Below are 13,249 nucleotides of genomic sequence, written 5' to 3' on the forward strand. Positions count from 1 at the left end.
TGTTGACAAGCTGACAATGCCTTGTGTAAAAGACAATTACAGGCGCCGGTTAAGAGCGCTTCGCCCGTCTTAGAAGGAACTAATCACATGACTTCACACGTAAGGCTTTCGGCAGAACAACGCACTGCGTTGCGCCGCGCTATTACCTCACATGCCAATTGGGAAGCGTACCGCCGCGAGAACAACGGCATGACAAGCGCGGACCTGACAAGCACCAAATGCTTAGAGATTGCCGCGCGTTTCGGGATCAACGTCATGGATGTGATTTCGTCCGTTGAAACGCAAATCGACGCTCCTAAAGACATTGCTGACATTCAAGAGGATAAGCCCGTGATTGCTGAAAAGACCGCACCTGTTGCCGCTGGCGACGCTAAGACCGCCGCCGCGCTTGCCGCCCTGCAATCGCTCTTGTCACCATCTGTTGACATGGCGACGGTCGAAAAGATTGTAACGGAAAAGGTTGCGGCCGCTCTTGAAGGCACGGCGCTCTTGCGTATCGAGCTCAAGCGCGCTGACAACACGGAATATAAGAGCGATGGCACGCAACACCCGCTCTTTGGTGACTTGCTGACAACGCTTTCCGTTCGTCAGGCGAACGGTTCTTATAACAACGTCTGGATTGCAGGCCCGACGGGAAGCGGCAAGACGCACGCAGCGAAGGAATGCGCTAAGGCGTTCGGCGTTCCTTTCTACTTCAACGGCGCGCTTGGAATGTCGCATGAGCTAGTTGGTTTTGTTGATGCGGCTGGCAACTATCACACAACGCCTTTCCGTCAGGCTTATGAGAACGGCGGCGTTTACCTCTTTGATGAGGTAGATGCATCTGACAACGCCGCATTGCTGGCATTGAACGCCGCGCTTGCGAATGGCGAGTGCTCTTTCCCTGACAATCCGTTGCCAGTCGCACGGCATACAGATTTCCGTTGCATCGGCGCCGCTAACACATTCGGGCAGGGCGCAACGGCGGAATTTATCGGCCGCGCTAAGATCGATGCGGCTTTCCTCTCCCGCTTCGCTGTCAAGTTTCATTGGACATATGACGTGGCGCTTGAACAAGCCATTTCGGGCAATGTCGAGTTTACCAAGCGCGTACAGGCGGCACGGGCAAGGGCGCAAGCCGCTGGTGTCAAGATTGTGATTGATCCGCGTCATAGCATGGCAGGCGCCGCGTTGATTTCCGCTGGCATGTCGAGCGATCGCGCGGCGGCGCTGACTTATCTTGCGGGCTTGAATAGCGAGCAAACGCGCATTGTGGAGGGCCGCTAACATGGCCCGCCGTAACGTTGTCAATTCACTCAAAAAGGGCGCAACGCGCCCTGACACGGGCGTTTGCTTTGATAGCTTTGGCGAGTTTGTCGAGCATTGCGCAAAGTTTCCGGTTTCCAGCCGGATAAACGATGGCCGCAACTATGACAGTTGGACGGATAACCTTTCGTACAACGGCGCCGTGGAAATGGCCCGCACTGGCGACTTGTCGCGCGTTGCCGCAAGCGAAAAGCTCATGAGCAAGCTTGAAAACTTGCTCGAATTTGACACGGCGCAAATGCAGACTGTTGACGCTATGACCGGCGGCATTCCGAACGTCGCCGCTTATCTTGCCGGTTCCCCCATGAACATGAGGCGCCGCCAACGTGTCATGTCGCCAGCGGCGCCCTTGAACGTAATCGTTGACTTGACTTCCAGCGCGGGCATTTCGTCAGGAGCGCTTGCGCGGCGTGGCGCGACGTTGCTTGCATTCGTGCGGATTATGTCAGCGCAACGCCCGGTCAATCTTTACGTTGCCGTTGCACACTCTCCGCATAGCGCACAAGAGCACGAATGCGTTGGCGTTGCGGTCCGCGTTGACACGTCGCCTTTGGATTTGGCCCGCGCTTCATATGCTCTTAGCGGCGCCGCTTTCCCACGGCAAATGATGTATTCCGCCGCTATCCATGAAACCAAATGCCGCAACACTGATAGCTTGCCGTTTGCCTATGGCGATATCAATTTCTATCGCGCCAACCTGCACGCCTTTTGGTCGCGTTTCGTGTCAGTCGATACCGAAGAAACGGCAGTGATTGGCCCGCTCTATCTCACAGATGACTTTGCGGACCCTGAAAAATGGTTGCGGGAAATGGTCGGCAAATACGCCCAAAAGGCAGACTAAAACAGAAAGGGCGCCGAAAGGCGCCTTTCCTCTATTTGACTCATAGAGACTCACAGGGCGCCGTTGACAGCTTCCGGCTATGTCGGGCTATCCGAGCCCCTGAAAACGCGCCCTTGACTCGCTCTGGCGGTTTCTGGAGTCCTAACCCTTCGACAAGGCGCCATATAGCGCAATCAATGCAGCTTCCGCGCGGTTATGATCCTTTTCTTTGGGCCAATGCTTGTCCGACCGAAAGAGTTTCGTTGCACGGGCCTTTGCCGCGCTCTTGTCAGCAGGAACAAGCAACGCCCGTTTCCACGCGCTAGGGTGAGTTGCCTTGTAATCTTTCCAACCATGCGCCGTTAGCACGGTATCGAGCACGGCGGCAGTCCAGCCAAGGCTAAAAGCTGTTGTGCTTGTTATGCCCGGCGCGCCTGTCAGGCGTTCAACCACTACCCTGTCAATGCCAAGGCCCGGCGCCAGCAAATCGGCAAAGAGCGCGTCAAGCTTTTCAACGTCCAGCCGCTTCGTGTCACGGCGTGACATGTGGATAGTCCTGACAGGCAAATCACCTAGCTGGACCACCTCGGGCGGGACGCCCTTATTATCAGCGCAACAATCAACCACCGCCCACGCACCCGTGACACCGGGATCAATGCCCAAAACCCTCATCGGGAAACCTCCTATAAAGACCGAAACAATTGGTCGATTAGTTTGTGAATTACACAAGTGGTTTCCTGCATAGCACGCGGCTGTCAGCCAAGCACGGCGCTAGGGCGGAATGTGTGTCAGGGAGAAGGGCTAATAGCCTTGTCAGGTAGCGTGAGGTTGCGGCGCTTTTTCGGGGTCGCTACTCGATAACCCATTGAAGAGACAAGCGTTATTTGACAAAAGTAGCAAGTAGCGTGTCTGAGCAGCTAATCTTTTCTCTATATAAGGCTATATACTCTATATCTTCTTTAATAAACTATTCACTAAGAAAGATGCTACCGCTACTACCTTAATGATTATAGAGGAAATTCAATTCGTTGACAGGTAGCGATGTCAGGTAGCGGTAGCGCTGACCGCGAGCCCTCAGTGCAAAAAAGTGGCTGGCTCTTCGTTTTGTCTCTTGTGTTTGACGCTACCAACTTGTATTTTGAACAAATCGAAACACAAGCCCGGACGGGGAATTATGAGCGCTTATTTCGTAGCAGCAGAAACGATCGCGGACGCGGCCTATGCCATCAAGCACGACGTGCCGGGCGGGCTCAAACCTTACGACGCACTGAGCCCGGTATCATTAGGCCAGGTACTTTGGCAGTTGAACGCGCTCGCCGTGTATGAGGCGAACAACGAAGACTTGGGCGCGCTCATGGGCACGATCGCGACCTATAAGCAGGAAAGCAGACCGGACCCATCGCCGGACGAATGGCAGCGCTACAAATCGTTGCAGTGCCTGATCTACCAGTGCGCCGAAGGCACCGTGCCCGACACCGACCTCTATAAAGCGATGGAAGACGCGGAAACGCGGATTGCCGTGCGCCTGACAGGAGTCAGTGACCCGCAGACGGCCAAAAACGCCGCCAACTCACATAGCTACTACGACAACGCGAGTTGGGGCAGGGGATAAAAACTCTGCGTTGTCTCTTGTGAATGTCGCAAGCCTATTGTATATTAAACGCAAGCGCACGCCCTGACAGAGTTGTCAAGCGCTGACAGAAAGGAACGAAACAATGAACAACCATCACATGAACCGTCTTGGACCTGCACGCGGCTTCCTGATTGGCAGCGCTCTCGCTGGCGCCTTTTGGCTCTGCTTCCTCTTCGCCGTCGCCTACATGATGTCGGGGAATTGATATGGCCGAAACAATCGCTCTCGTATGGCACCGGCTATGGGCGCAAGCGCCTGCCGAACGCCGTGCCGTGGCGCCTTGGAAACTGACAGGGCTCGACGGCTCGCCCGTTTACGGCCGCGTGCAAAAGCAAGACGGCTCTTGGCAAGGGCAGGTAATCGTTAACTCGATCCCTGCCGACTGGCGCAAGAGTCACAAGGGCACGAGTTTTCCGAGCGAGTGGCACAGCAAGCGCGACGATGCGTTTGCATCCGTCGAGAAGTTTCTAGGCGCCCACGCTCGTAGCATTTTCGGGGTGGACGACCTGACAATCCTGACCTGGGATGACAGCGACCCCGATGACAAGCCGCCCGAGCCTGTCAGGCTCCTCCGCGAGCCGACACGTGCGCGTGACATCATCATGGACGAAGTGTTTGACACGCCGCTCATGGACAAACTGAAGACCGAAGCACAGCGGGAAATTTCGCGGCACCATCATCAATTGATGGAGCGGATCGCGAGCGACGTGCTCAAGCCATACCAGAAGGACTTTGCGGAATGGGCGAAAAAGCCGCCGCTGTCTTCTGGCGATCTCGACAAGCTCAAAAAATATTGGGGGTGAAAAAAAGACAAAAAAATTTGAAATAGGACTTGTGTTTAAAACAAGTCTGTATATTGTGGAAGACGCAAACAGTTGACGAAAGATCAACTAGGCAACAACGAACTACCCGTTCAATAGAAGGAACCAGACTATGGAAACCAACACAAACAACGTCATCATCATCGAGCCGCAGCTTGGTCAGATCATCACCGCTGATATCCCGACCGATACGGCAGATAGCAGCTTTGCAGGCTTTGCAGGCGCTCGCGGCGAGTTCCTGAAGGGCAACTGCACCGTGTTCACGCTCCCAAGTGGCGACCGCATCATTGCCGGACCACGTGGCGTAGGCAAGCTCGACAGCAACGGTGACGAGTTCTTGGCCGCTGCCACGCAGCAAGGGGCGTTTGCGCTTTTGTCAACTCCGGTTGATCCGACCAACCCGCAGGTAGAGGAAGGCTTCACCGCGCAAGACGGCATGTTCTTGGCCGAAGTGCTCGGCCCTGCAATCCTCGTTGGCCCGAAGCCTGTTGATGGCCCTGACGACTTCACGCCGACCACGCTGCCGCTCGAAGAAATGCGCAAGCGCATCGCCTTCCAGCGCAATGGCCTGTTGGGCCACGGTCTCGGTGGATTGCTCGCCGCGCTCCTCGCCTCCGCTCCTGACAAGGCCGAAGCTGACAGCGCACAGACCGGCGAATGGGATGAAAGCGTGTTCGATCCCGAACTGGCTGAGTACCGCAAGACCCTGACCGCCGCAGAACTGTCAGAGTGCGGATGCCCAGGCTGCGAGCGGGAGCTTGAAGAGCGTGCGGTCAAGGCTGCTGGCGGCTCTGTCGCCCGCAACTAACAGGCTCCGGCCCGTCGGGGGCTTCGGCCCCTGACATCCCCAAAACAGGAATGACTGACATGACAACAATCCGCGTCATAGGCACCAATCACGAGCGGAAACTTAGAGCAGGGCAGGCACGCAAGCGCCGTGACAACCACTATCTCCTGTCGGTGGCCGTGCTCCTGTCAGCCTATTTCTACGTCTTGTATCTTGTGCTTTTCGCATAATGCTTGCCGAAAACACAACAAATCCGAAAGATCGTCAAATGACCGAACAGAAGAAACTCTCGTTTGCGGAAATGCGCGGCAAGATCAACGCCGACGCCAACAACTCGCACCTGTCAAACCTCGCCTATGCGCTTGACGCTGTCAGCCAGCAGCGCCGCGAGCTCGACAAGATCGAGAAGGAAATCACTGACATGGCCGCAGCGGTCGAAGCTGGTGATTTCCCCGACGGCACTGTGCTGCGCGAGCTCTACGACCGCGCCCACGGCCACACCCCCAAAAAGCGCTTCTAGGATCGAACGACCATGAACGTTGAAATCATTCTTGCAGGCGTAGCCGCTTCAGCCGTGCTCGCTGCCTATTTCGCTGACAAGAAGCACCGCAAGGCCAAGGCTGCGGCCAAGCTCGCAACCAAGTCAACGGTTAAGCCCCCGCGTTGGGTTGACAGCGGCCCCATCCATGCGCCGCGCCCTGCCGCCGCTCCGATCGCGTCCGGCTATGTGCCTTCCGCCCCTTCGGCCTCGGCCGTGGCGACGAGCACCCAAATGAACGATGACAACATGCTGACTCAGATGCTTGTCACGGCGATCGTCATTGACAGCATGACGCCGGACACCCCGGCGGCTAGCTCCAGCCATGACAGCGGCTCCTCCTGGTCGTCATCTGACAGTGGCTCGAGCTCATATGACAGCGGCTCGTCAAGCTCCTCTTACGATAGCGGCTCAAGCTCGTCTTATGACAGCGGTGGCGGCGGAGGCTGGTAATCCCATGATGTTCGCAATCATCAACAATCTGCCCGAGCTCGTGCTTGGGATCGCATGGACCGGCCTCGTGTTCCGGTCTGGCATGACCTTCGCCCGCTGGCGGGCCAAGTAATCCCGAACTGACAGCCGGGAAACGCTGTCAGAAACCAAAACCCAACCCGTTTAAAAGGAAATACGACATGTTTGGACTCAAGACACTCAAGAAGGCAATCGGCGCTGGCGCAAAGGAAGTCGCGGCTGAATACGGCGAGAACAAGGATTTCCTTGAAGCCGTGCTCGCTGCCTCCGCGCTGGTTGCCGCCGCTGACGGGGACATTGAAGAGGCCGAGCGCCGCAAGGTGATTTCGGTTGTCACGAACCACGCGCAGCTTGCCAAGCTCTACCCGCAGAACGTGATCGAGAGCACGGCCGAAACCATGTTCAAGCGTGCGAAGGACGCCAGCGGACGCCAGTCGCTTGCCCGCGAGCTCGATGACGTGAAGACCCGCCCGAACGGCTCGCAGATGGCGGAAGACGTGTATCTGATCGCGCTGGATATCGCCAACTCTGACGGCCAGCTTGAAGACGAGGAACAGGTTGTCCTCAGCAAGATCGCATCGCGCCTCAATATCGATGTCAGCAAGTTCGACTTCTAATCACTGACAACCGTCAGGGGCTCTTTGGTGAGCGCTGGATAAGTGCGCTGCCACGCCGAAACCTACCTTGGCAGAGGTTCCCAATCGGCCCGCATGTACGGGTGCAGGTAGGGCCAGCACTCTCCTAAGAGCCCCTGACACCCTGACAGCATGACAGAAAGAAAAAAGTGACCCAACCCGTTTTAGCCAGGAACCGCAAACATGACGCTTTCACCTTGGAAGTGGCGCAAGCCGACACTCCGCATCCCAACCTTTAACGAATTGTGCCGCCGCTCGCACAAGGGCTTCCACACAGCCTACTTCGCAGCGGCAGCAGTCGAGGGGCATGGGCTTTACGCCCTGACAGCCGGCTCGCTCCTCGCCCTCGCCATTCTTGATTTCTTCCTGCACTTCGAATGATGGAGGGACCGGCGATGCATCATTTATTTTTGAGCCTCCACCGGCACCGCAAGTTCCAACTCATCATCACAAGTGGAACGGTCGTCGCAGCCATAGTGAGCTTTCTTGCACCTGACCGTGCTGAGCTCGTCATAGCCGCTTCGACCCTGACAAACCTGATCTGGATTTGGGAATAACCCGAGCCAAATTAGTAATAATTTATAGTGGGGTGTGTGCTTAATATATCACACACCCCGAAGTGATCACGTCCTGATCACGAAATCGCGATCGGTTAAATGTGGCAATTTTGTGCCGCCGGCAATATGTAAAGGAAAGTGAATAATTGTTCTTGACACAAGCTCTTGATACTGACACAAGCTATTGCCTAATAACCCAGAACAAAGGCACCCCAAGTGAACAAGACTCCCGCATCATTCGATGACCTGCAAGAGCAAGCCCGAGAACTTGGGTTTGACGAAGTGACGTTGATCCTGTCACAATCGAAAGCCTCCAACAAATTTGTCGTGCGATCCAATATCAACCGCCACGCGCGCATGGCACGGGTCATTGAAGCCGTTGAGCATAGCATCATCGAGAAGATGATTAGGAATTTGGGTGCCGATGCGCCGTTTGCGCGTTACCTGCACCGCCGCCACGCGAAGGGCAAATGTCCCCCCTCAGGAGGGGAGAACATCGGTTGACATGATGCCAATGATTTCTTGCGCGGCTTTTACTGAGAAGTCTTTTCTCATCTCTAGCCGCGTAACACCCGGACGCGGGGACGACATGTTCATAGTTCCCAAGGGGATAGCAGGTGTTTCACCGCCGGGTACAGTAGGTTCTACCTCCACCCCGTGCAGTCCCAAGCCCTTAGCGAGTTCTTCCACGGTGATCCCAAGCATCCGCGCAAGAGAGAGGGCTTTGGAAAGCTGCAAGTCCTGCAATTCCTCGCCAGCGATAAATCGGGAGACTGTCGCTTGCTGTGACGCCCAGGCCACCGCAACGTCTTTCTGGCGATAGCCTCGACGCTGCAAACCTTCTCTAACCCATTCGTTCTTGGCTCGGGACATTGCTGATTAACTCCTCATTCATCATGTTTGGGGTTGTGTCCTATAAACAAGACGTTACACATCAATTGAGGCTGACGCAAGATGCAACCCAACGAAATCATTCGCGTTATACAGGAAAAAGCAAGCCTTTATGGCGACCATGAACTTGCGTTTATAGCGCAAGAGCTTGACATGCACACAATATTGCAGACCGTTAACAATCCAGCGCCGGGGCGTATCCCCGGTTTAGTGTCCGTGTACGACGCCGCCAAGCATCTTTCACTGTCAACTGACTATATCTGGAAGCTCATATATTCGGGCGATCTTAAGTCCCTGAAGATCGGCAAGCGCCGCCTCATAAAGACTACTGAGCTTCACGCCTTCGTTAAACGGCGCAGCGAGGAGGGGACCAGTGGTCACTAGGTCAACCCTCCGCACCATCCGGCAGATTGCCGATGCAGCCGGCGCACAAGACTTCGAGATCGTGCGGGAAAATAAGCACGTCATAGTTGACTATTTATTCCCTACACGGACGCCCCCACGAGTGCGGATCACAATGGCCGCAACCCTTTCCGACAACCAACGGGGTTTACGCAACCAGATTGCGGACCTGAAACGTGCAACGAGGAGTAATTAAATGACACAGCAGCATGTAGGCCACCGCGCGAATGATGAAATCGCGCAGCTAAAGGATGACATCACTTTCCTGACAGCCCGCGCCGAAGTTGCCGAGGAAGATGCGCTCGACGCGTGGCACACGCTTGTCAAGGTCCACGCCGAGTTTGCCAAGCGCGGCGGTGACACGCTCTTCAAGGAAAACCGCACTGAGTATCTGGCGAAGCTGGCAGCAGCCGGCCAGCGCATCGCGGCATTGAGCGGCAAATGAGCCCGAACCTTCCTGAGATTTTCAAAGCCATCATCGCCCACGACAACATGAACCCCGCCAATGAAAACGTGGTCCGCATGTCGAACTTCACGGCGTGGCGGAAGCGCAAGCGGGAATTGGTGGACGCAGCCGCCGGCTACGCGAAGCGCCAGAGGAGCGGGAAATGAAAGACAGTTTTTGGGTTTATGGCGGTGTCCCTCCGTTCTCTCGGTTTTCCCTTGGCTGGCATCAGGCCGAAGTCGAAGCCGGCCGGAAGCATGCGACCGTGCGACTGAAGACGAAACGCAAGGTTGTCAAGCTAAAGCTCCCGCAATGGGACGAGCTTGTAACAAAGGGCGGTGTTAAGCATGTCTAGTGTCTTGCGTTTACCACAACTTCCGTTGTGGAAACATCAAGCGGATGAGGTGCCGCTCATGCTGACAGCCCCTTCGCGGTTGCTGGCATGGGAGCCAGGCACGGGCAAAACCCGCGCTGTGCTTGAGGCGTTCTCCCGCTTGTCACCTCGTCAACGCCGTATGCCTGTCATCGTGCCAGCCAACGTCCGCACGCAGTGGGCGTCGGTCGCGACTGAATACGGCTTCGACGTACAGGAGATCACCAAGACCAATCAGGAAGCCAGCCGTGACAGCGAGATCGTGGTTGTCAGCTACGAGGGCGGTATCATCGCGCCGATCGTCTGGAAGAGCATCATGCGCTACGAGTGGGACGCGCTTACGCTGGACGAACTGCACGTTGCGAAGAACCCAAGCGCCAAGCGCACGAAGGCAATCTTCGGCGCCCGTAAGAACACACCGGCCGCTCTCATCAAACGGGCTGAGCATATTTGGGGTCTGTCAGGCACGCCCATGACGAAAGACCCGAGCGACCTTTGGGTGGCTGTCAGCCGGCTCTTCCCCTCAATCCTCGAAGAGGAGGGCATCAAAAACCGGCAAGAATGGATCGCCCGCTGGTGCGAAGGCTATGACACGCCCTACGGCTTCAAGATAACGGGAGCGCGCGACCCTGAACGCCTCCATGAACTCCTGACACCTTTCATGAGTCGTGTCAGGAAACGGGATGTTCTGCCAGACTACCAAGAACCGATCTATGACAGGTTCCGCCTGCCACCACGTAAGATCGAGATCACCGACGCGGTTGACTCGGAGCTTCGCGAGTTCTTGCAGGCTCTCGAAAACCTGTCAAACCCCGACGACAATGACGCGGTTGTCGAGATCGCCGAGGGAATGGACCCTCAAGTCTCGACGCTCCGCCGGGCCATTGGCATGTCAAAGGCCGATGAGATCGCTGACAACATCGCCGACGAACTCAGCCAGACAGGCGAAAAGGCGCTCGTGTTCTTCCTACACACCGACGTAGGGCACGCAATCGCCAAGCGCCTGTCAGAAGCCGGGCTCGAACCCGTGATCTACGATGGCAAGATGACACGCGCGCAGCGTGACAGGAACAAGGATCGCTTCATCCGCGACCCCGAGTGCAAGGTATTCGTCGGGCAAATCCAGTCCGCAGGCACCGGCACCGATGGCCTTCAGATCGCGAGCCGCGTCTTCATCGCCGAGGAGCCGTGGACCCCCGGCTTGCTCGACCAAGTGATTTCCCGCGCTGACAGGGGAGGGCAGGAAGCCCAAGTCTACGCCACGTCTTTTGTCGTGGCAGGCAGTTATGACGAAGCTGTCAGCAAAGCCCTCGAAACTCGCGGAAGGATCGTAAAAGCGATCACCGACGGCGAAGCTTTTATTTGACCTGAAGCTTGTGTTTTACACAACTTCCAACTTGACAGAAAGACAAGTCACCATGTTTGACCTCCGTGCACACCTCGCCCGCCAGCGGAAATTTTCACGCAAGACATTCGGCCCCGGCCCACGCACGGCCGGCGTCCTCGACCACATGCGTAAGGAACTGCTGGAAATCGAGGCGAACCCCGACGATCTTGAAGAGTGGGTGGACGAAATGCTCCTCACCTTCGACGGCGCCCTTCGCCGTGGCTTCTCTCCTGACCAGATCGTGGCCGCGATCGAGGCCAAGCAGACGAAGAACGAAGGCCGCGTATGGCCTAACTGGCGCGCCGCCGACCCTGACAAGGCGATTGAGCACGTGCGGGGGGTCAACGATTAATGGCCCATCGTCACACAAAGCTCTTCGGCTCTACGAGCTATAGGACGCTTGGTTGCCCCGCGCATTTGCAGCGCGGCGCGACCGTCCCCGAGCCGCCGTCATCGCCGGCCGCGATCGAAGGAACGATGCTGCACGAGTTCTCCGAACAAGTGCTCAACGCGCCTGACAAGCAGCCGGCAGATTTCCCGCAGTGGCAGGAGTTTGACGACGACCAGCGCAACATCGTGGAAACCTATGTCGGGCTCATCCGCGAGATCGCGGAGGAGGGCGGCAATCTCTATATCGAGCAGCGCACCGAAAGCCCGCACCTGCATTCCGAGTGGTTTGGCACGGCCGACGCCGTGATTGTCAAGCCGCCGCGCCTGACGATCGGCGACCTGAAATGCGGCCGTGTCCCTGTCAACGTGTTCGAATACGGCAGCGACACCGAGCCAAATCCGCAGGTCGGAAGCTACGCGATTTCGGTTCTCGAAAACCTCAAGCCCGAGGTTGCCGCGACCATTCAGGAAGTCGAGCTCATCATCGTCCAGCCACGTGAAGGCGGCGTCAAGCGTGCTGTCTTCACCCGCCGGCAGCTTGACAACCTGAAGGCTCGTTTGCTGGCAGCGGCCGAGGAAGCCGAGAGCGAAAACCCATCAGCCGAGATCGGCCCGTGGTGTCATTTCTGCAAGGTCAAGCCGGTCTGCCCAACGCAGGAGGCTTTCATCTACGAGGAAGCCAAGCTCGACTTCGCTTTGCAGGGCGGGGAGGCGACCGACCTGGAGCCTGTCGAGCTTCTGTCAGTGCTCAATGTCGCCGACGCGGCGATCGAGTGGGGCAAGGCTGTCAAGACTCACGCCGAACAGCGCCTCAATGACAACGAGGAAATCGAAGGTTGGCAGTTGGTCCCGAAGCGCGCCAAGCGCGACTGGTCTGACAAGCGGGCTGTCGAAGCCCTCCTGCTCAATGCAGGGCTGGAGCTCGAAGACATCGTTGAGGAAGCCCTGAAATCCCCCGCACAGATCGACGCCCTTTTGAAGAAAAAGGGGCTTCGGATCGAGGAGCTTGCCGACCTGACAGAGAGTGTCAGCACCGGCCTGAAAATCGCAAAAATTCGCAAAGGATACGACAATGCAGATGACGAAGATCACGGGTGGGATTGAGCAGCAAAGCGCCCATTACGCCGCAGTGCGCAATAGGCTTAGGCATACCCCGCCTGTCAAAAACCGCTTGAAGGAAGTCCTCGCCGCAGCCGAGCAGCGTGCCGCCAATCTGGCGGCGCAAGCTGACAAGCTGCGTGAGGAACGCGATCGGCTGCGCGCCGAGGCTAAGAGGATCGACCGCAAGGCGCATAGCCCCTACGTCATCGAAGCACATCGGCGCCAGCGCGTGCAGGTCGAAAAGGGCCGCATGAAGTTCCTTGCCAAGCACAAGGAGGAGGCCAAGGATTTCACGAACAAGCTGAAATATTGCCCCTTCACCCTGGAGAAGAGTCCGAGCCTCCTGTCAGCGGTGACAGTCATTCTCGACACCTTCCGCGTGACCTGGCTCGAACTCGTTGGCTCTGGCCGTGCGCCTCACGTCGTGACAGCCCGTGCCACGCTCTACAACCTCTTATCCGAGGTTGGCTTCACTTGGTACGGTATCGCCAAAATCACCGGACATAGCACCGTCAGCTATCCCCTCGCAGCACGCAATCTCGCGGAGAAATTTAAAGAATTATGCCACAACAGCTATTGTTTCTCAAACGCATTAACTTGTGTAAAAGACAACGTTGAAGCAGAATTAGCAGCGTTGGGAGTGAGGAAACACCTCACTTCGTCAGAAACCGAAAAGACCGAAAGCAAGTAAAA

General features: G+C 56.7%; 22 protein-coding genes. 20 read left to right on the top strand and 2 right to left on the bottom strand.

Translation table 11 applies throughout. From position 1 onward, the window contains the following. Positions 1-87: 87 nt before the first annotated feature. Positions 88-1,266: an AAA family ATPase gene (locus tag LPU83_RS46810; RefSeq protein WP_082321184.1), complete on the top strand. Its 1,179-nt coding sequence runs from the start codon at positions 88-90 to the stop codon at positions 1,264-1,266. 1 nt (position 1,267) lies between these two features. Next, on the top strand, positions 1,268-2,146 hold the full coding sequence (locus tag LPU83_RS46815) for a DUF7192 family protein (protein WP_037069454.1): 879 nt from the start codon (positions 1,268-1,270) through the stop codon (positions 2,144-2,146). A 141-nt stretch (positions 2,147-2,287) separates the two neighbouring features. Here the strand turns inward: LPU83_RS46815 and LPU83_RS46820 are convergent, their stop codons facing one another. Beyond that, positions 2,288-2,797, bottom strand: coding sequence for a RuvC family protein (locus LPU83_RS46820; protein ID WP_037069463.1), 510 nt, complete (start codon positions 2,795-2,797; stop codon positions 2,288-2,290). Positions 2,798-3,299: 502 nt separating this feature from the next. Between LPU83_RS46820 and LPU83_RS46825 the strand changes: the two genes are divergently transcribed. From LPU83_RS46825 to LPU83_RS46865, 10 genes are all read left to right on the top strand, one after another. Continuing rightward, the gene (locus LPU83_RS46825; RefSeq protein WP_037069466.1) at positions 3,300-3,737 is read left to right on the top strand and encodes a hypothetical protein; all 438 of its coding nucleotides are present in this window, start codon (positions 3,300-3,302) and stop codon (positions 3,735-3,737) included. Positions 3,738-3,840: 103 nt separating this feature from the next. Next, positions 3,841-3,963 (top strand): hypothetical protein, encoded by a 123-nt coding sequence (locus tag LPU83_RS75135; RefSeq protein WP_258579442.1) that lies wholly within the window; start codon positions 3,841-3,843, stop codon positions 3,961-3,963. A gap of 118 nt (positions 3,964-4,081) precedes the next feature. Next, positions 4,082-4,561 carry a hypothetical protein gene (locus tag LPU83_RS46830; protein WP_157997334.1) on the top strand — a complete coding sequence of 160 codons (480 nt, stop codon included), beginning with the start codon at positions 4,082-4,084 and terminating at the stop codon, positions 4,559-4,561. Positions 4,562-4,691: 130 nt separating this feature from the next. Beyond that, positions 4,692-5,387, top strand: coding sequence for a hypothetical protein (locus LPU83_RS46835; RefSeq protein WP_037069477.1), 696 nt, complete (start codon positions 4,692-4,694; stop codon positions 5,385-5,387). Between the two features lie 59 nt (positions 5,388-5,446). Then, positions 5,447-5,596 (top strand): hypothetical protein, encoded by a 150-nt coding sequence (locus LPU83_RS46840; RefSeq protein WP_157997335.1) that lies wholly within the window; start codon positions 5,447-5,449, stop codon positions 5,594-5,596. A 38-nt stretch (positions 5,597-5,634) separates the two neighbouring features. Next, positions 5,635-5,886 carry a hypothetical protein gene (locus tag LPU83_RS46845; protein WP_037069481.1) on the top strand — a complete coding sequence of 84 codons (252 nt, stop codon included), beginning with the start codon at positions 5,635-5,637 and terminating at the stop codon, positions 5,884-5,886. A 12-nt stretch (positions 5,887-5,898) separates the two neighbouring features. Next, positions 5,899-6,357, top strand: coding sequence for a hypothetical protein (locus LPU83_RS73440; RefSeq protein WP_037069483.1), 459 nt, complete (start codon positions 5,899-5,901; stop codon positions 6,355-6,357). Positions 6,358-6,536: 179 nt separating this feature from the next. Then, complete coding sequence (locus LPU83_RS46855) at positions 6,537-6,992, top strand: TerB family tellurite resistance protein (RefSeq protein WP_082321185.1); 456 nt, start codon at positions 6,537-6,539, stop codon at positions 6,990-6,992. 201 nt (positions 6,993-7,193) lie between these two features. After that, complete coding sequence (locus LPU83_RS46860) at positions 7,194-7,391, top strand: hypothetical protein (RefSeq protein WP_037069486.1); 198 nt, start codon at positions 7,194-7,196, stop codon at positions 7,389-7,391. Between the two features lie 392 nt (positions 7,392-7,783). Further along, complete coding sequence (locus LPU83_RS46865; protein ID WP_157997336.1) at positions 7,784-8,071, top strand: hypothetical protein; 288 nt, start codon at positions 7,784-7,786, stop codon at positions 8,069-8,071. Here LPU83_RS46865 and LPU83_RS46870 read toward each other — a convergent pair. Further along, a complete protein-coding gene (locus LPU83_RS46870) occupies positions 8,048-8,440 on the bottom strand; it encodes a helix-turn-helix domain-containing protein (protein ID WP_037069489.1) in 393 nt (130 codons plus the stop codon). The two genes, LPU83_RS46865 and LPU83_RS46870, sit on opposite strands and share 24 nt — an antisense overlap. Positions 8,441-8,521: 81 nt before the next feature. Between LPU83_RS46870 and LPU83_RS46875 the strand changes: the two genes are divergently transcribed. The 8 genes from LPU83_RS46875 to LPU83_RS46910 all read left to right on the top strand — a co-directional run bounded on the left by LPU83_RS46875 (position 8,522) and on the right by LPU83_RS46910 (position 13,247). Then, positions 8,522-8,842 carry a helix-turn-helix domain-containing protein gene (locus tag LPU83_RS46875; protein WP_037069492.1) on the top strand — a complete coding sequence of 107 codons (321 nt, stop codon included), beginning with the start codon at positions 8,522-8,524 and terminating at the stop codon, positions 8,840-8,842. A gap of 214 nt (positions 8,843-9,056) precedes the next feature. Continuing rightward, positions 9,057-9,305 carry a hypothetical protein gene (locus tag LPU83_RS46880; RefSeq protein ID WP_037069498.1) on the top strand — a complete coding sequence of 83 codons (249 nt, stop codon included), beginning with the start codon at positions 9,057-9,059 and terminating at the stop codon, positions 9,303-9,305. After that, positions 9,302-9,472 (top strand): hypothetical protein, encoded by a 171-nt coding sequence (locus LPU83_RS46885; protein WP_157997337.1) that lies wholly within the window; start codon positions 9,302-9,304, stop codon positions 9,470-9,472. Before LPU83_RS46880 ends, LPU83_RS46885 begins: the two co-directional genes overlap by 4 nt. Next, positions 9,469-9,660 (top strand): hypothetical protein, encoded by a 192-nt coding sequence (locus LPU83_RS46890; protein ID WP_037069501.1) that lies wholly within the window; start codon positions 9,469-9,471, stop codon positions 9,658-9,660. Before LPU83_RS46885 ends, LPU83_RS46890 begins: the two co-directional genes overlap by 4 nt. Before the next feature lie 58 nt (positions 9,661-9,718). Beyond that, the gene (locus LPU83_RS46895) at positions 9,719-11,044 is read left to right on the top strand and encodes an SNF2-related protein (protein WP_157997338.1); all 1,326 of its coding nucleotides are present in this window, start codon (positions 9,719-9,721) and stop codon (positions 11,042-11,044) included. A 52-nt stretch (positions 11,045-11,096) separates the two neighbouring features. Beyond that, positions 11,097-11,417 (top strand): dATP/dGTP pyrophosphohydrolase domain-containing protein, encoded by a 321-nt coding sequence (locus LPU83_RS46900; RefSeq protein WP_037069507.1) that lies wholly within the window; start codon positions 11,097-11,099, stop codon positions 11,415-11,417. Further along, complete coding sequence (locus LPU83_RS46905; protein ID WP_037069509.1) at positions 11,417-12,559, top strand: DUF2800 domain-containing protein; 1,143 nt, start codon at positions 11,417-11,419, stop codon at positions 12,557-12,559. The genes LPU83_RS46900 and LPU83_RS46905 overlap by 1 nt, the downstream gene beginning before the upstream one ends. Beyond that, on the top strand, positions 12,528-13,247 hold the full coding sequence (locus LPU83_RS46910) for a hypothetical protein (protein ID WP_037069512.1): 720 nt from the start codon (positions 12,528-12,530) through the stop codon (positions 13,245-13,247). The genes LPU83_RS46905 and LPU83_RS46910 overlap by 32 nt, the downstream gene beginning before the upstream one ends. The last annotated feature ends 2 nt before the right edge of the window (positions 13,248-13,249 follow it).

This window comes from Rhizobium favelukesii (genome assembly GCF_000577275.2).
GTDB classification, from domain to species: domain Bacteria; phylum Pseudomonadota; class Alphaproteobacteria; order Rhizobiales; family Rhizobiaceae; genus Rhizobium; species Rhizobium favelukesii.